14 protein-coding genes are annotated in these 16613 nt (G+C 43.7%); 9 read left to right on the forward strand and 5 right to left on the reverse strand.

The genetic code is table 11. The features are described 5' to 3' along the window. The first annotated feature begins 18 nt into the window (after window positions 1-18). Window positions 19-1212, forward strand: a complete 1194-nt coding sequence (locus tag J7I42_RS20685; RefSeq protein ID WP_209140771.1) for an AGE family epimerase/isomerase — start codon at window positions 19-21, stop codon at window positions 1210-1212. A 155-nt stretch (window positions 1213-1367) separates the two neighbouring features. Here the strand turns inward: J7I42_RS20685 and J7I42_RS20690 are convergent, their stop codons facing one another. After that, on the reverse strand, window positions 1368-2036 hold the full coding sequence (locus tag J7I42_RS20690; protein ID WP_209140772.1) for an HAD family hydrolase: 669 nt from the start codon (window positions 2034-2036) through the stop codon (window positions 1368-1370). Window positions 2037-2213: 177 nt separating this feature from the next. Continuing rightward, a complete protein-coding gene (locus tag J7I42_RS20695) occupies window positions 2214-4055 on the reverse strand; it encodes a sensor histidine kinase (protein WP_209140773.1) in 1842 nt (613 codons plus the stop codon). A gap of 379 nt (window positions 4056-4434) precedes the next feature. Between J7I42_RS20695 and J7I42_RS20700 the strand changes: the two genes are divergently transcribed. Both J7I42_RS20700 and J7I42_RS20705 read left to right on the forward strand, forming a co-directional pair. Then, window positions 4435-5589 carry an MFS transporter gene (locus tag J7I42_RS20700; protein ID WP_209140774.1) on the forward strand — a complete coding sequence of 385 codons (1155 nt, stop codon included), beginning with the start codon at window positions 4435-4437 and terminating at the stop codon, window positions 5587-5589. 113 nt (window positions 5590-5702) lie between these two features. Beyond that, window positions 5703-6107 (forward strand): four helix bundle protein, encoded by a 405-nt coding sequence (locus tag J7I42_RS20705; protein ID WP_209140775.1) that lies wholly within the window; start codon window positions 5703-5705, stop codon window positions 6105-6107. 149 nt (window positions 6108-6256) lie between these two features. On the opposite strand, the gene J7I42_RS20710 is transcribed toward J7I42_RS20705, so the two are convergent. Next, window positions 6257-7396, reverse strand: coding sequence for an NAD(P)/FAD-dependent oxidoreductase (locus tag J7I42_RS20710; RefSeq protein WP_317196257.1), 1140 nt, complete (start codon window positions 7394-7396; stop codon window positions 6257-6259). A 44-nt stretch (window positions 7397-7440) separates the two neighbouring features. On the opposite strand from J7I42_RS20710, the gene J7I42_RS20715 reads away from it, so the two are divergent. Further along, a complete protein-coding gene (locus tag J7I42_RS20715; RefSeq protein WP_209140777.1) occupies window positions 7441-8184 on the forward strand; it encodes a DUF4197 domain-containing protein in 744 nt (247 codons plus the stop codon). Between the two features lie 381 nt (window positions 8185-8565). Here the strand turns inward: J7I42_RS20715 and lpdA are convergent, their stop codons facing one another. Further along, a complete protein-coding gene (gene lpdA, locus J7I42_RS20720) occupies window positions 8566-9969 on the reverse strand; it encodes a dihydrolipoyl dehydrogenase (protein ID WP_209140778.1) in 1404 nt (467 codons plus the stop codon). Window positions 9970-10248: 279 nt separating this feature from the next. Between lpdA and J7I42_RS20725 the strand changes: the two genes are divergently transcribed. The 5 genes from J7I42_RS20725 (at window position 10249) to J7I42_RS20745 (ending at window position 15196) form a co-directional block, all read left to right on the forward strand. After that, complete coding sequence (locus J7I42_RS20725; protein WP_209140779.1) at window positions 10249-11385, forward strand: serine hydrolase domain-containing protein; 1137 nt, start codon at window positions 10249-10251, stop codon at window positions 11383-11385. A 208-nt stretch (window positions 11386-11593) separates the two neighbouring features. Continuing rightward, window positions 11594-12331, forward strand: coding sequence for a bacillithiol biosynthesis deacetylase BshB1 (bshB1, locus tag J7I42_RS20730; protein ID WP_209140780.1), 738 nt, complete (start codon window positions 11594-11596; stop codon window positions 12329-12331). Between the two features lie 117 nt (window positions 12332-12448). Beyond that, on the forward strand, window positions 12449-13324 hold the full coding sequence (locus J7I42_RS20735; protein WP_209140781.1) for a carbon-nitrogen hydrolase: 876 nt from the start codon (window positions 12449-12451) through the stop codon (window positions 13322-13324). A 101-nt stretch (window positions 13325-13425) separates the two neighbouring features. Continuing rightward, a complete protein-coding gene (locus J7I42_RS20740; protein ID WP_209140782.1) occupies window positions 13426-14466 on the forward strand; it encodes an agmatine deiminase family protein in 1041 nt (346 codons plus the stop codon). Between the two features lie 565 nt (window positions 14467-15031). Next, window positions 15032-15196: a hypothetical protein gene (locus J7I42_RS20745; RefSeq protein ID WP_209140783.1), complete on the forward strand. Its 165-nt coding sequence runs from the start codon at window positions 15032-15034 to the stop codon at window positions 15194-15196. A gap of 220 nt (window positions 15197-15416) precedes the next feature. On the opposite strand, the gene J7I42_RS20750 is transcribed toward J7I42_RS20745, so the two are convergent. Continuing rightward, complete coding sequence (locus J7I42_RS20750) at window positions 15417-16592, reverse strand: threonine synthase (RefSeq protein WP_209140784.1); 1176 nt, start codon at window positions 16590-16592, stop codon at window positions 15417-15419. Window positions 16593-16613: the final 21 nt, after the last annotated feature.

A 16613-nucleotide genomic window follows, 5' to 3' on the forward strand; every position in this document is an offset into this window, starting at 1 on the left:
AAGTGGTATAATCGTTACATGAACCTGGAACTTTTCAAAACCGAATTGCAACAGGAGCTGCTTGCTATATTGAACTTTTGGCTGCAACACACCATTGATGAAAAGCAGGGTGGCTTCTATGGCCGAATAGATAATGACAATACCAGTTATCCCGACGCGCCAAAGGGCAGCGTATTGAATGCGCGCATTTTGTGGACGTTCTCCGCTGCCTATAACTTAACAAAAGATCCCCGCTACGCCACTGCGGCCGATCGCGCCTTTGCATACATCCGGGAACATTTTGTCGATTCCCTGTATGGAGGCGTTTACTGGAGTGTGACCAGTAACGGCGAATCGTACGATACCAAAAAGCAGGTATATGCCCTGGCGTTTGTATTGTATGGTTGCAGCGAATATTATCGTGCTTTTAAAAATGAACCAGCCAAAGCATTGGCTGTTCAGTTGTATGAAGTAATTCAACAAAAAAGTTTTGACCGTACGCAGGGCGGTTATTTTGAAGCCTTCGACCGGCATTGGAAAGGGATGGATGATCTGCGGTTGAGCCATAAAGATGCGAATGAAAAGAAATCCATGAATACCCATTTGCATATTCTGGAAGCATATACTTCGCTTTATAAAATATATCCCGATGAAATACTGGCAAAACACATTGCTGCCTTGCTTACCAGTTTTAATGATCATATTATCAATCAGCATACCGGTCACCTGCACTTGTTTTTTGATGAGCACTGGAGTGTAAAATCCGATACGGTGTCTTATGGTCATGATATAGAAGCAAGCTGGTTGTTGCTCGAAGCGGCTGAAATAATTGGTGATCAAAAGTTGATTGAACAAATGCGGGCCAATGCTATTAAAATGGCTGATGCGGTGGTCATTGGGCTCGATACCGATGGCGGTCTCTGGTATGAATATGAAGCGAAACAAAACCGGTTGATAAAGGAAAAACACTGGTGGCCACAAGCCGAAGCGCTGGTGGGATTTTACAATGCCTGGCAAATAAGTGAACAGCATGAATATCTGCAGTATGCCTGTAATATGTGGGCATTTATAAAGCAGTATATCCGGGATAATAAAAACGGCGAATGGTTCTGGGGGATAAACGAAGATCACTCCATAATGCAGGGGCATGACAAAGTAGGGTTGTGGAAATGCCCTTATCACAATGGCCGGGCCTGCATTGAATTAATACAACGAATTGAAAAAGACCTGTAAGGTCCATCATTGGATCTTGCACTTTCAATCTGACGTCTTGGACCCCGCAAAGCGGGGCAGGCTCTGACAGGTTTGGACTATAAAAGCCAGGCCTGTCAGGGTCGCATCAATCCTCTAATTATTCAGAACCCAATGGCGCACAGGTCTGGATTATCTTATATTGCCTTTGACCGCACCAGGTCGGCAGGCGACAAATGCGTATAATCTTTGGTGTAGGTGATAATGTTGTTGTATACCGCAAACTCTTCCTGCTCATGCATGGTGGTTAACACTACCGCGGGCATGCCGGCGTTTTGGGCCGCTTCCACACCTTTGGGCGCATCTTCAAATACCAGACAACTGGCCGGATCAACGCCTAACAATTGCGCACACTTCAGAAAAGTTTCGGGATGCGGTTTGCTGGTGGCTACATCATCAGCGCTTACAATAGCTTTAAAGTAATGGCGGATATTCAGGTTGTCGAGCACAAAATCAATATTGAATGGAATGGCCGCAGAGCCAATAGCCATCGGAATATGTAAAGCGTGTGCTTTTTCAAGAAATTGCTGTAACCCGGGTATCAGCTTCAGGTGTGGTTTAAACTCCTGCTGATAACGTTTTTCTTTTTCAATAGAAAGCCGCTCCATTTCTTCCGGTGAAAACCGATCTTCCCCAAATATGCGGATCAATAACTCACTGTTTTTGCCATACATGTGGCTCTTGGTTTCTTCCCAGCCCAAATTGGCACCCAGATCATCATTTAAAATATGGTACCATGCCTTTAAATGAAACTGCATATCATCGATCATGGTGCCGTTCATATCGAACAAAAAAGCCTTATCCATAGGAATCTCCCTGTGCATTTAATAAAAAAACACCGCAAAAATAAGGCATCAACCTCGTTTTACGGTGTAAAACAACAAAACACAGAGTTATCGCTCCCGACATTTTACTCAAAGCGTTGTATTACAGTCCTGAGCGCTTCGCTCACCGAAGCCTGGCGTAGGAGAGGAGTCGAAGGGTCAAATAGTAAAACTTACCTGCATGCGGCATCCCTTGCCAGGTGATGATTCAATTTTAACACGGCCATTAAATAATTCTGTACGGCTTATTATATTGGTAATGCCAATACCGTTGCGTTTGTGTGAGGGGTCGAATCCCTTACCATCGTCGGCAATGGTGATCAGTAATTGCCGTTTTTTTTGAACAATGGCCACCTGTACTTCAGAGGCGTCGGCATGTTTAATGGTATTATTCAATTGTTCCTGTACGATGCGGAAAATGGTCTTTTTTAATTTATCATCCAGGTTTGGTTCATCTGGAACGGCGAAGTACAGGGAGATCGTGAATGGCTGTGCCAGTCGAATTTTTTCAATAAGATCGTTCAGTGAAAATTCAAGCCCTACTTCTTTATGAAAGGTTTCGATCATGGATTTTGACAATCGCCGTATTTCCTCGATGGCATTGGTAATGGAATCGCAGCTTCGTTTGATCATGGCTTCCTGTGTAGCAGGTGAGTCTTTTGCGCAATTGAGATACAGCCGGGCGGTGGTGAGTACCTGGCTGATGTTATCGTGCAATTCGCGGCCAAGGGCTTCCCGTTCTTTTTCCTGTGCGTCGATCACCGCTTTGGCTACTTCCTGTTGCCTTTGGATCTTTTCTTCAACCAGCTGATTTTGCAGCTGGATCTTTTCTGTAATATCGTTGCCCAGGATCAATAAGGCACTCCGCCCTTTATAATTAATAGCATGCGCCCACACTTCAACAAAGATGGGTTCCTTGTTCTTTTTAATGTGTTTGCGTAAGATGGAAGGCTGGTTGGGATTGTCCTCTTTTGACAACACCTGTGGTAATTCGGGTTCCTCTGTTGATAAGATGGCCCTGCCTTTCATTTGCATAAACTCTTCCCGCGAATACCCATATAGTTGTATGGTAGCTTCATTTACTTCCAGAAACTGCATAGTTTCGGCATCACAAACAGCTTTCGGGAGCGGACTGTTATAAAAAAGATTCCGGTACAGGTCTTCCGATGCTTTTAATAATTCTTCTGCTTTTTTTCGTTCGGTAATATCCCTGAAGTTACCAACCAGTGCATTGATGCCCGGTCTTTGCAACATATTCGATGCCAGGCCCTGTACCCATCGTTCATTGCCTTGTTTGTCATAAACTTTCAGGTCAATGGTATACAGCTCATTTGGATGTTGCATAAGGTTTTGGACCAGATCACCCATGGCGGGCAAACTGTCGGAATGTACAAACGAACACACATGGCGTCCTATATAATCGGCTTCTTCGTACCCGAATACAGTTTTCGCAGAAGGAGAACTGTAAAAAATATTTCCATCCTCATTGGCCATGAGTATGATGTCGGTACTGTTTTCAATAAGCGATCTGAATTTCAATTCGCTTTGCCGCAATCCTTCCTCGGCTTTTTTACGTTCGGTAATATCCTGGGCAGAACAGGAGAGCGCGATGATCTTATTGTCTTCTCGCACCGGGGTTATCGTAATATCGAAGAAAACAGTGTTTTGTTGAATGGAGCACGAGTGGGCAAATCGTTGGGCGGTACCATTAAAAGCTTCCTGGTAAATGGCTGTCCAGGACAGTTGGTGGGTGTCGTCGAGCAGGGCCATACAATCAATAACCTCATCGCCGGGCAAAACGTCTTTGCCGGATAACTGTTTTATGGTATTGCGAAGGTGCCGGTTGCACACGATGTAATGCAGGTCTTTATCAATGATCCAGGTATATCCTTCGGTGTTTTCAATTACACCATTCAAAATGGCAGCAGCTATGGCATTGCGCTTTGGGCCAGTCGTTACATGCATAGCATCATCGCTATGCGAAACAGATGAGGTTTGCATAAAATTGAAGTATTAAAAACGTCAATAAGACACATTGTTTCCGTGACAAGTCAGGAAACAAATCCTTGTTTGGATGGTTAATTGCTACTAGCCAGAGAGATTATGTATTGGCGTACTGGTTGGAAAGTCACTGAGCCTAATCAATAACGTGTAAAATGAGCCCGTTGTGTAAATTTAAAGAAATATATGAATCAGACTGTATTAACGCTTATAAATCTTATCTATTGTCTTAACTGGTTGATTTGAAATGTTATCCGTCTGTTAAACACAGGCACTTTACAATTAGAATACGTAGGCAGTCGCAGGAAGGTTGTTTGTTTTGATGAAATTGCTGCAAAAATGTTTTTGTGATGCCTTTTAGCCCACTAATTTTGGCGCCATGGAAAGTATGTTGGTGCAGCCGCAGGTGTCAAAAAGAGCGGCTCGGTTATCAATAGGGGCATTTTTCTTTATTGCCGGTTTATGTTTTGCAAGTTGGGCTTCTCGCATTCCCGATATAAAACAGCACCTTCAGTTGAGTGATGGCGGTCTGGGTGCGGTTTTGTTTGCTTTACCCGTTGGGTTAATGGTGTCTTTACCCTTTTCAGGCTGGCTGGTACATCATTTTGGAAGCCGGAAAATGGTTTTACTGGCTGCTATATTGTATCCACTTATTTTATGCAATATCGGGCTGGTACAGGAAACCTGGCAACTGGTGGTGGCTTTGTTTGCTTTTGGTCTTATGGGCAACCTGTTCAATATTTCGGTAAATACCCAGGCCGTAAGTCTGGAGGTGTTGTATGGCCGGTCCATCATGGCCTCTTTCCATGGTATCTGGAGCCTGGCTGGGTTTACCGGCGCTTCTATTGGTACCCTTATGATCAATTTCCATTTAAATCCCTTCATCCATTTTTGCATAATTGCAGGTGTCGCCTTTTTGATGATGGCACTGTTATATCGCAACTCATTACGGCAGGATATAAACGCCGATGATGATCGTCCGTTGTTTGCCAAACCCGATGCTACCTTGTTAAAGCTGGGTTTAATTGCTATGTGCTGCATGGTGTGTGAAGGTGCTATGTTCGACTGGAGCGGGGTGTATTTTCAAAAGGTAGTGGCCGTATCAAAGGGGATGATCCCGCTTGGTTATACGGCATTTATGTGTACCATGGCAGGCGGCCGATTCGCCGGTGATAAACTGGTGACCCGGTTGGGTACACTGCGCATGTTGCAAATAAGTGGGCTGGTCATTACAACAGGACTGGTGATCGCTATCGCATTTCCTACATTGGTAACCGCTACGTTGGGTTTTATGCTCGTTGGAATTGGCGTTTCATCTGTTGTACCTCTTGTTTATGGGGTAGCAGGTAAATCAACAGTATTCTCACCTGGAGTGGCATTGGCAGCCGTTTCTACCATAGGATATCTCGGCTTTTTAGCCGGCCCGCCAATGATTGGGTTTATAGCACAGGCAGCTAGTTTAAGAATATCTTTTGCGCTTATTGCAATATTAGGCTTTACTACTACCATTATTTCTTCGAAGACGAAGTTTTAAGTTATTAAGTTATTAAGTTAGTAGGTTGTTGAGTTAAAATAGAAGAAAATTTATTATAATTATTCATTACGGCTTTGGATAGTGGCATATTCATTTACTTAATTAAATGCTATATGGCTACTTTTACCTGTTTTGAGGATATTAAGACCTGGCAAAAGGCAAGGGAGCTTTGCTCAAAAATATATTTACTCTCTACAACTACCGATCTTGCAAAAGATTATAAATTAAGAGATCAGATAAATCGTTCCAGTGGTTCAGTTATGGATAACATTGCTGAAGGTTTTGGAAGAGGAGGAAATAAGGAGTTTGTACAATTTCTTGAGATTTCACATGGTTCTGCTTGTGAATGCCAATCACAGTTATGCCGGCTTTTAGACCGGGAATATATTTCTAAGAAAGAATTTGATGAACTCTATCTCTTGTGTGGTCAAATCAGAGGCATGATAATAAGTCTAATTAACTACCTCCAAAAATCAAGTTTCAGGGGTATAAAGTTTCTGAACCGTGAAATGCCTTAGCTAAATTGAACCTACTAACTAATGAACCCAATAACCCAATAACTTAATAACCCAATAACTTAATAACCCAATAACCCAATAACCCAATAACCCAATAACCCAATAACTTAATAACCCACGAACTTAACAACTTGCGAAATCAAAAGCAACTAACTTAATAAACTGGCAATCTGTTCCCCAATAACAGGCGCTAAAGCAACCCCCATTCCACTCATCCTCACGGCGCAGAAAACCTGTGGAGAAACTTCTTTAACTATCGGTAGTTTTTCATTGCCCATGCCCATGATGCCGCTCCAGCGATCGGTGATGGTATAGGTATAGCCGGGAAGAATGTAGGTGTCAAGAAAATACTCCAGCTCCTGTTGAATGGTATCGGTGATGGTAAGTTCGGTGGTGGCTTCTTCTTCAAAAGCTTTATTACGCGCACCACCCAATAACACGCGATTCCCCAGGTTACGGAAATAGTAATACCCGGCATCAAAATGGAAAGTCCCTTTGAGTTTCAGACCGTCAATAGGAGAGGTAACCAGTACTTGTCCTCGTGCAGGAATAATATCCAGGTCAGGTAATAATTGCCGGGCAAATGCATTGGTGCATATGAGCACTTTGCCGGCTTTAAAGTTTACAAACTGGTTGGTGTATAATTCAATCTGATCATTTACTTTTTCGAACCCGCTTATTTCGATCGCATTCAATACGGTTACGCCCATGGATTGTACGGCCTGTAGCAATGCCTGGCATAATTTGCCAGAGTGCAGATAGCCTTCCTGTTTATTCTCTATCAAATGCTCTACTTCGTGTAACCCCAGGGCATCGATCTTGTCATCAGCCTGTTTAAATGTTCTCTTTTTCCCGGTTATATCCTGCAGTAACGTATTTAATCGCTCTGTTTGATAGGCCAGTACGGGGATTTTTTCCATGGCTATTTCATGAAATAATTCATACCCGCCGCACAGTTCAAAATCAATAGCCGACTCCTTAAATACTTTGCGGATGCGTTCCAGTCCTTTATAGCGCATTTCAACCAGTTGCAACATCTTGTCTTCCCCAAAGCGTTCGGCATCTTCTGCCAGTTCGGTAACGCTGCCAAAGCAGGCAAAACCGGCATTGCGGGTACTGGCTCCTGTAGGAATGATCCCTCTGTCTATAATGGCAACGGAAAGGGCAGGATCATTTTTTTTGAGATGCCAGGCGCACCAAAGACCTACCAGTCCACTGCCCACGATGATCACATCTTTAGGTGCATAAAAACTTTCTTTTTCCCAAACTGATATTTGCATTTTTATAATTTTACGGCTTAATCTTGCAAAAAATAATCAGTAAACTATTGATGATGAAAAGAACTATCCAATTACTATCCTGTGTATTACTACTTTCTGTGCTCTCTGGATGCGAAAGTACGCAGCAGATCCTGAAAACCATTGAACAGAATTATCCTGCGGCCGCCGGGACCGGAGTATTGAGCACCGCTGACATTGCAGCCGGTTTAAAACAGGCCCTGGAAGTGGGCGCCCAGAATTCTGGCAATCAATTGTCTGCTCTCGACGGATTCTTTAAAAATGCCGCTATTAAGATATTATTACCTGAAGAAGCCCAGAAGGTTGAAAAGACGCTGCGGGACCTGGGTATGGGCAGCCTGGTGGATAAAGCCGTTTTATCACTGAACCGGGCCGCTGAGGACGCTACCAAATCTGCCGCACCTATTTTTGTAGATGCTATTAAGACCATGACCATTCAGGATGCCCTCGGTATTTTAAAGGGTGGGGATTTTGCGGCTACCAATTACCTGAAAACAAAGACCACTTCCGCGCTGACTTCAGCTTTCAAGCCTGTTATTCAGCAGTCACTGGATAAAGTAAGCGCTACCAAATACTGGTCAGATGTGTTTACTACCTACAACAAGTTTGCAACCAATAAGATCAACCCCGATTTGAGTGGTTTTGTAACCGATAAAGCTATTACCGGTATCTTTTATCAGGTAAGCCTGGAAGAACAAAAGATCCGCAAAGATCCTGTTGCCCGGGTAACTGATCTGTTGAAGAAGGTTTTTGGAAGCAAACAGGCCCAGGGAAGCTAGTTGAGCGTTGACTAGTAGTTGATATTGTTGATAGGGTGATAAGGGAAGTATGAAGTATGAGGTAGGAAATTGTGGGGGCTGCCACTGGCGAAGAGCAAGTGAAATGAACGAGGTTCGAGCCGTAGGCGAGATAGCGAAATGCGTCTGCCGTTTGCCGTCTGCCGTCTACCGTTTGCCGTTTGCCGTCTGCCGTCTGCCGTCTGCCGTTTGCCGTTTGCCGTCTGCCGTCTGCCGTCTGCCGTCTGCCGTTTGCCGTTTGCCGTCTGCCGTCTGCCGTCTGCCGAGATTATTCAGGTTTCAACAATAAGGACTTTCACGTTTCACGATAAAAAAAGGTGCTTCTGAATTCAGAAGCACCTTTTTTATAATAAAGCTTTCTTATTAAATGTGAATTGCTTCACCATAAGCCACTTCAATAGCTTCCTTGATGTTCTCACTCATGGTTGGGTGAGGATGGATGCTATCCAGTACTTCATGGTAAGTAGTTTCCAGCTTACGGGCTACTACAGTCTCAGCGATCATTTCGGTAACATTGTAACCGATCATGTGAGTGCCCAGCCATTCGCCGTATTTAGCATCAAAGATAACTTTTATGAAACCTTCGTTATGTCCGGCAGCAGTAGCTTTACCAGCAGCGCTTAATGGGAATTTACCTACTTTGATTTCATAACCGGCATCTTTAGCCTGTTTTTCAGTCATACCAACTGAAGCAACTTCAGGTGTGCAATAAGTACAACCTGGTACATTGCCGTAATCGAGTGCTTCAGGCTGGTGGTTGTATTTCTTTTCACCGTAGGCAATGTTTTCAACGCAAATGATACCTTCTTTAGAAGCTACGTGCGCCAATGCCTGACCAGGAACGCAGTCGCCAATGGCGTAGATGCCTGGTACGTTGGTTTTGTAATATTTATCTACAGCAATTTTACCTTTCTCAGTTTTTACGCCGAGTTCTTCCAGGCCAATACCTTCAATGTTGGCAGCTACACCCACAGCGCTCAGTACTACATCGGCTTCCAGGATAACTTCACCATCTTTGGTTTTTACTTTGGCTTTAACGCCATTTCCGCTGGTATCAACGCTGGTAACTTCAGAGCTGGTCATGATCTCGATGCCATTCTTCTTGAAGTTCTTTGCCAGTTCTTTTGAAATTTCTTCATCTTCAACAGGCACTATACGGTCCATAAACTCAACGATGGTAACTTTAGTACCCAAGGTGGCGTAGAAATAACCAAATTCAACCCCAATGGCGCCACTACCTACCACGATCATGCTTTTAGGTTGCTGAGGCAGCACCATAGCTTCGCGATAACCAATGATCTTTTTGCCATCGATTTTCAGGCTGGGCAGTTCGCGGCTGCGACCACCAGTTGCCAGAATGATATTTTTTGCTTCAACGATCTGTGATTTGCCATCGGTGCCTTTCACTTCAATTTGACCTTTGGCTTTCAGCTTTCCGAAGCCCATGATCACGTCGATCTTGTTCTTCTTCATCAAAAACTGAACACCTTTACTCATTTTATCGGCTACACCGCGGCTGCGTTTAATTACTGCCGAAAAATCAGCGGTACCAGTGGCTTCGATACCATAATCTTTTGAGTGCTTAATGTATTCAAAAACCTGGGCGCTTTTCAGCAGGGCCTTAGTGGGAATACAGCCCCAGTTCAAACAAATACCACCGAGTGCTTCCTTTTCAATAATTGCGGTTTTGAATCCCAGTTGAGATGCCCGGATTGCTGCCACATATCCGCCGGGGCCGCTTCCGAGAACTACTACGTCGTATGCCATTTCGATTTACGATTTTAGATTTTACGATTTACTGATTCTTCCGGCAGTATTCTATTACTGACTTGCTTCGTCACTTTCGAATAAAGACCTGCGAAGCTACTTGAAAATGAGAAAAGAGCAAAAAAAAGGGACTGCCACTGTGCCGGAGCTTTGGCAATTATTTTTATTGTGTTACGTATTCCTTTTTTTTACACAAGCCAGAAAAAAATAGTTAATAACCAATTAAATGGCTCAAACAGGTTGGTTCAATTTATTATCTTCAATTCAACAATCGCTGCTATGAAAAAGTTTATTCGCGTTATTGTGACCATTATTCTGGTGATAATTGTATCTTTTAGCGCCTACGCAGTTATCTCGGGCCGTATTTATCTGTTTGAGGCGGTCTGGTATAATTTTGCCAACATCGACGACTATAAAAAGTTCACCAATAATACCGTTGTAACAGGCGAATCACAGCCCTGGAGCCTTTCTGGCGACTACAACAAAAACCCATTGCCGGTTAAGCTGAAAAAAATGCTGGAAGACCTGGAAACCGTAGCTGTGCTGGCTATTAAGAACGATTCCATCCTGTATGAATTTTATTGGGACGGCTACAGCGATTCTTCTCTTTCAGGCTCATTTTCTATGGCTAAAAGCATTACCAGCCTGTTGATAGGCGCGGCGATCAAAGAGGGGAAAATACAGTCGTTACAAGAACCGGTGGGTGATTTTCTGCCTGAATTCAGGACCGCCGAAAAAGCCAAAGTGCGCATTGTTGACCTGCTTACCATGAGCAGCGGAAGCAACTGGGACGAATCTTATGCCAACCCTTTTTCAGTGACCACCGAGTTATATTACGGACATAATTCATATGAAACGGCTACCGGGGTTTCTATTATTCACCCCCCGGGAACACTTCATTATTACAAGTCGGGCGATACCCAATTACTTGGCCTGCTGCTGGAAAAAGCCACCGGCAAATCGCTCAGCGCCTATGCTTCGGAGAAATTGTGGCAGCCATTAGGGGCTGAACATGCTGCCCTGTGGAGCACCGACCAGGTAGGGGGGAGCGAAAAAGCCTATTGTTGCTTTAACTCAAATGCCCGTGATTTTGCGCGGCTGGGCCAGCTGATGCTCGACAGTGGCCGGTGGAAAGGCAATGAGATCATTCCCATGGACTATTACCTGAACTCCATAAAACCCTGTATGATACCCGATGACAGCGGGTTGCGTTGTACCTATTATGGCTATCAGTGGTGGATCATTCCCAGCAAACCCGATATATTCTACGCCCGCGGCATCTTAGGGCAGTATGTGATAGTAATTCCTTCCAAAAAAACGGTGATTGTTCGACTCGGTAAAAAGCGTGCCGATGAAAAGATTGACAATGCGCCCGCAGAGGTGAACGCCCTGATCAAATGGGGGATGCTTTTTTAAGTTTATAATCTATTTAGTTCTTTAGTTCTTGGGTTATTAGGTTTTTAAGTTATTGAGTTCTAAACTTTTTCGGAGTTCTGAATATTCTGGGACCCCAAACTCAAGAACCTATGAACCCAATAACCCAATAATCCAATAACCCAATAACCTAATAACTTATGAACTAACAAACTAAAGAACTTTGTATTTTTGCGGCTCAATTTTTATTATGAAACTGGATTTACTGGCCATTGGCGTTCATCCTGATGATGTAGAGCTAAGCTGTTCAGGAACGTTGATCAACGAAATAAAGCGGGGCAAGAAAGCCGGGATCCTCGATCTTACCCAGGGAGAATTGGGAACCAGAGGTACCATTGAAACCCGTTATGCGGAAGCTGCCAAAGCTGCCGAGATCATGGGCGTTCATGTTCGCGCCAATCTGAAAATGAGGGATGGTTTTTTCCGCAACGATGAAGAGCATCAATTGAAACTGATACAAGCCATCAGGACTTACCAACCGGAAGTGGTGCTGGCAAATGCCCTTGACGACCGTCATCCTGATCATGGCCGCGCCGGCCAACTGATTGCTACGGCTTGTTTTTTGGCAGGATTGACGAAAATTGAGACTAAAGACGTGAATGGTAACCAGCAACAACGCTGGCGCCCTAAGTATGTGTTGCATTATTTGCAGGACTGGTACCATGAACCCGACCTGCTCGTAGATATCTCCGATGTGTTTGAACAGCGTATGGAGGCTATTAAGGCCTATTCCACCCAATTCTTTAATACGGTAAATGGGCACGAAGGACCGCAAACCTATATTTCTTCCCCCGATTTTCTGGATAGTGTCACCGGCCGGGCCCGGATGATGGGTAAACGCATTGGCGTGAAATACGCAGAAGGGTTTATTTCTGAGAAAAAGATCGGTATCAGCAACCTGGATGCTTTATTACAAGTAGAAACCTAGTAACCAGGTGCAACCATTGAAAAGTTAACATGTTGATAAGATACTGGATCAACAATTTAGATGGTTCCTTGTTATAATGCAAACAAAGAACTAAAAACAAAGAACATAGAACAAGAAATGACAAAAGTAAAAATAGGCCTGGTGCAAATGAGCTGCACCAACGATAAAGAAGCTAACCTGCAAAAAGCAATTGCTAAAGTACGTGAAGCGGCTGCCAAAGGCGCGCAGATCGTGTGTTTGCAGGAGTTATTCACGTCGCTGTACTTCTGCGATGTGGAAGACTACGACAACTTTAAACTGGCAGAGCCTATTCCTGGTCCTTCAACAGAAGCATTGGGTAAAGTAGCGGCAGAAACCGGTGTGGTTGTCATTGCATCTTTGTTTGAAAAAAGAGCACAAGGGCTTTATCACAATACAACCGCGGTACTCGATGCCGATGGTACTTACCTGGGCAAATACCGCAAAATGCATATCCCCGATGATCCGGCATATTACGAGAAATTCTATTTCACGCCCGGTGACCTGGGATACAAAGTATTCAAAACAAAATTCGCCACCATTGGCGTGCTCATCTGTTGGGACCAATGGTATCCCGAAGCTTCCCGTATCACGGCACTGATGGGGGCTGAGATCCTGTTCTACCCAACTGCTATTGGCTGGGCAACTTCGCAGGACGATGCCACCAATACTGAGCAATACAATGCCTGGCAAACCATTCAACGCAGCCATGCCGTCGCAAACGGCGTGCATGTAGTAAGTGTAAACCGGGTTGGACTGGAACAAAACGGGGCAATGAAGTTCTGGGGTGGTTCATTTGTGGCCAATCCGTTCGGCACCATCATGTATCAGGGTTCGCATGATAAGGAAGAAGTACATGTGATAGAGCTGGATGCTGCATTAACAGATCGCTATCGCACGCACTGGCCATTTATGCGCGACCGCAGAATTGATTCTTACCAACCTATTACGAAAAGATATATAGACGAAGGTTAACTATTTAGTTATTGGGTTCTTAGGTTTTTGGCTTAAGAACTCAATAATTAACAAACCTGCACTACCAACACCACGACTAAAGCAATTAAGTACAAAGGCTAATGAAAACTCCTAAAGAACTCGGTTATTATTTCCCTGCTGAATTTGCACCACATACAGCTACCTGGCTGAGCTGGCCGCATAAGGAAGCGTCATGGCCCGGAAAAATTGATGCTATCTATCCTTTCTACTGTGAGTTTATAAAAGAAGTGGCGAAAGGAGAGGAGGTATGTATTAATGTAGTGGATGACGGTATGAAAGCCTTTGCCATCAAATGCCTTACCGCTGCAGGCGCCGATCTGGGTAAGATCAAATTCTTTATTCATCCTACAAACGATGCCTGGTGCCGCGATCATGGACCGGCGTTTTTGATAAACCCTAATGCGGAGATCAAAAAAGTGGTCGTTGACTGGGGCTATAATGCCTGGGGTAATAAATATCCACCCTACGATCTGGATGATGTAATCCCTACTTTAATAGGTAAGCACTATAATATTCCCGTCTACAATCCTGGTATTGTAATGGAGGGCGGTTCGGTAGAATTTAATGGACAGGGCACTTTGTTAACGTCAACCGCCTGTTTGTTGAATCCTAACCGCAACCCGCATTTGAATCAGCAGCAGATAGAAGAATACCTGTATAACTATTATGGGGTTGAGCAGGTGTTATGGGTTGATGAAGGCATTGTAGGGGATGATACCGACGGCCACATTGATGATACGGTGCGTTTTGTAAATGCCAATACTGTATTAACGGTGGTGGAGGAAAACAAACAGGATGAGAATTACGAATTGCTGCAGCACAACCTGCGTCAGTTAAAACAAATGCGGTTGTTAAATGGACAGCAACTGAATGTGGTTGAACTGCCCATGCCTGATGCAATCGTGTATGAAGACCAGCGTTTGCCGGCTTCTTACGCCAATTTTTATATTGCCAATTCGGCGGTGATTGTACCTACTTACCGCTGCGCCAATGATGATAAAGCGTTACAGATCATTCAACAGAATTTCCCCGATCGCAAAGTGATCGGTATCGATTCAACCGATATTATCTGGGGATTGGGAAGTTTCCACTGTTTAAGTCAGCAGGAGCCAGCCGTTTAATTATACTGTCGATAAAAGTATTTTCCCCTGAGAACAAATGTTTCTCAGGGGATTTTTTTTATGTGGAATATAATCTGTCCTTCTCTATTGATGTGTAAATGTCTGATGCATCATCCTGTTCATCACTTTTGATGTAGTTGTTTCGTTTGTGTGTCTCAGTTTTAACCGTACGCGGTACACGCCTGTACTTTGATATGTGCAAATGTTTCAAGAACTTAACTGTGATCGATAACTGCAATGATCACGTCCGTTAGCTTTATAATTATATTCAGATGATTTACTTTTACAATTATTAATGTGCTACCTGAAGTATGATGTATGTATGATAAATATGAAGTAACTGCAGAGCTTACCTATGAGTACAAAAAAAGTAAAGTCAGATCACCCAAAAATCAAAATTGACAATTCTCTTGAACAATATAAAGGGAAAGTGGTCTTTAAGGAAAAATTTGATCTGGCTAATAAGATGCTTAAAATTACTGGCTTGCCTAAGTCTTTAAAGAAGCACCCTTAATCTCATTCAAAAATTGGAGCTTACCCTTTTGGTCAACCTGAAATTTGTATAATGAAAAACAAAGGTTTAAAAAAGACGAAATTTCCAGGTGTCTATCTGGATAAATCCCTTGATGAAAAATACAAAGGGAAAGTAATCTTTAAAGAAAAGCTGGATCTGGCTAATAAAATGCTTAAAATTCATGGCGTGCCGGAGAATGCAAAAAAACATTTATGATCTTCTCCTTTTCAAAAAATTTCGAAAAGAATCTCCCAGTAATCAAAATTGACAAATCTCTGGATCAATACAAGGGAAAGGTAATCTTTGAAAAACTTCTGGAGGAAGCTAATAGAATGCTTAAAATTGCAGGCGTTCCCAAGTCAGCAAAAAAGCACTCCTGATTTGCTCTACAAAAAAATAGGGCTAACCCTATGGTCAGCCCCTCATTAACCGTCCCTTATAAAATATTTTCGAGGTATTTATAACCAGAGCCAGTATTAAGTAAGAGTATTCTTTCCGCCCGCTGCACAACGCCTTCCTGCACCAGTTGCAATAAACCTTTCCATAAGGCGCCGCCTTCGGGGGCAATGATCAATCCTTCTTTCAGCGCAATTTCTTTAACCGCAGCTACCATATCATCGTCACTTACGGCCAGTGGCTGGCCTTTTGATTCGCGCAGCGCTTTCAACATCATGTCTTCTGCAAACGGGTTTGGCACTGCGAGCCCATTAGCCAGTGAAGGCTGACCCACATAGTTTTTGGCATTGGGTTGTAACCCTTTCCAGGTTTGTACTACCGGCTGACAATTCTCAGCTTGTATGGCATACAGCCGGGGCAATTTATCACCTATCCAGCCCATTTGCTGCATTTCCCGGAAAGCCTTCCACATCCCAATTAAGCCAGTACCACCACCGGTAGGGTAGAGGATCACATCGGGGAGTGTCCAGCCAAATTGTTCGGCTATTTCATACCCCATGGTTTTTTTCCCTTCCAGGCGGTAGGGTTCTTTCATGGTTGAAATATCAAAGCAATTGATGGTTTCTTTCAGTTGTGCCACTTTTTTAGCACAGTCGCTGATGAGCCCATCAACCAGGATCAGTTCTGCGCCGTATAATTCACATTCATCCTTAAATACCTGTGGGGTATGGCGCGGCATTACTACAATGGCTTTTATATTTGCTTTGGCACAATAGGCTGCCAGTGCGCCGCCGGCATTGCCTGCTGTTGGTATAATGCAGGTATGAAAACCGAATTCCTTTGCTTTGGAAACAGCAGCACTCAATCCTCTTGCTTTAAATGAACCGGTAGGATTTTTTGATTCGTCTTTCAAAAATAAGTTAGGTAATTCGTACGCAGATTGTAGTCGTTTTAGTTCGAGAATGGGGGTCATTCCCTCGCCCAGGCTCACTATGTTCTCTTCTTCAAAAACGGGTAATACTTCCTTGTACCGCCACATGGTAGCTTCCCGGTTATACAGCACCGTTCTTTCCGGAACTTCGGCCAGGTTATATTGGGCTTCCAATGGTTTATTACAACAGGAAGAAAAGGTTTGCGGCTCAAATGCACTGTATTGCTGTCCGCACTGCGAACAGGCCAGTTGTGTTAAGGAAGTTAGCGTGTGTATTGTTTTCATTGCAAATGTATGACGATGTAA

The sequence above is a fragment of the Niastella soli genome (genome assembly GCF_017742245.1).
Lineage (GTDB): Bacteria > Bacteroidota > Bacteroidia > Chitinophagales > Chitinophagaceae > Niastella > Niastella soli.

What these genes read in the sequence shown, in the direction of transcription:
- J7I42_RS20685 (WP_209140771.1), top strand. Translation starts at nt 19, where the DNA reads ATGAACCTGGAACTTTTCAAAACCGAATTGCAACAGGAGCTGCTTGCT.
- J7I42_RS20690 (WP_209140772.1), bottom strand. Translation starts at nt 2,036, where the DNA reads ATGGATAAGGCTTTTTTGTTCGATATGAACGGCACCATGATCGATGAT.
- J7I42_RS20695 (WP_209140773.1), bottom strand. Translation starts at nt 4,055, where the DNA reads ATGCAAACCTCATCTGTTTCGCATAGCGATGATGCTATGCATGTAACG.
- J7I42_RS20700 (WP_209140774.1), top strand. Translation starts at nt 4,435, where the DNA reads ATGGAAAGTATGTTGGTGCAGCCGCAGGTGTCAAAAAGAGCGGCTCGG.
- J7I42_RS20705 (WP_209140775.1), top strand. Translation starts at nt 5,703, where the DNA reads ATGGCTACTTTTACCTGTTTTGAGGATATTAAGACCTGGCAAAAGGCA.
- J7I42_RS20715 (WP_209140777.1), top strand. Translation starts at nt 7,441, where the DNA reads ATGAAAAGAACTATCCAATTACTATCCTGTGTATTACTACTTTCTGTG.
- lpdA (WP_209140778.1), bottom strand. Translation starts at nt 9,969, where the DNA reads ATGGCATACGACGTAGTAGTTCTCGGAAGCGGCCCCGGCGGATATGTG.
- J7I42_RS20725 (WP_209140779.1), top strand. Translation starts at nt 10,249, where the DNA reads ATGAAAAAGTTTATTCGCGTTATTGTGACCATTATTCTGGTGATAATT.
- bshB1 (WP_209140780.1), top strand. Translation starts at nt 11,594, where the DNA reads ATGAAACTGGATTTACTGGCCATTGGCGTTCATCCTGATGATGTAGAG.
- J7I42_RS20735 (WP_209140781.1), top strand. Translation starts at nt 12,449, where the DNA reads ATGACAAAAGTAAAAATAGGCCTGGTGCAAATGAGCTGCACCAACGAT.
- J7I42_RS20740 (WP_209140782.1), top strand. Translation starts at nt 13,426, where the DNA reads ATGAAAACTCCTAAAGAACTCGGTTATTATTTCCCTGCTGAATTTGCA.
- J7I42_RS20745 (WP_209140783.1), top strand. Translation starts at nt 15,032, where the DNA reads ATGAAAAACAAAGGTTTAAAAAAGACGAAATTTCCAGGTGTCTATCTG.
- J7I42_RS20750 (WP_209140784.1), bottom strand. Translation starts at nt 16,592, where the DNA reads ATGAAAACAATACACACGCTAACTTCCTTAACACAACTGGCCTGTTCG.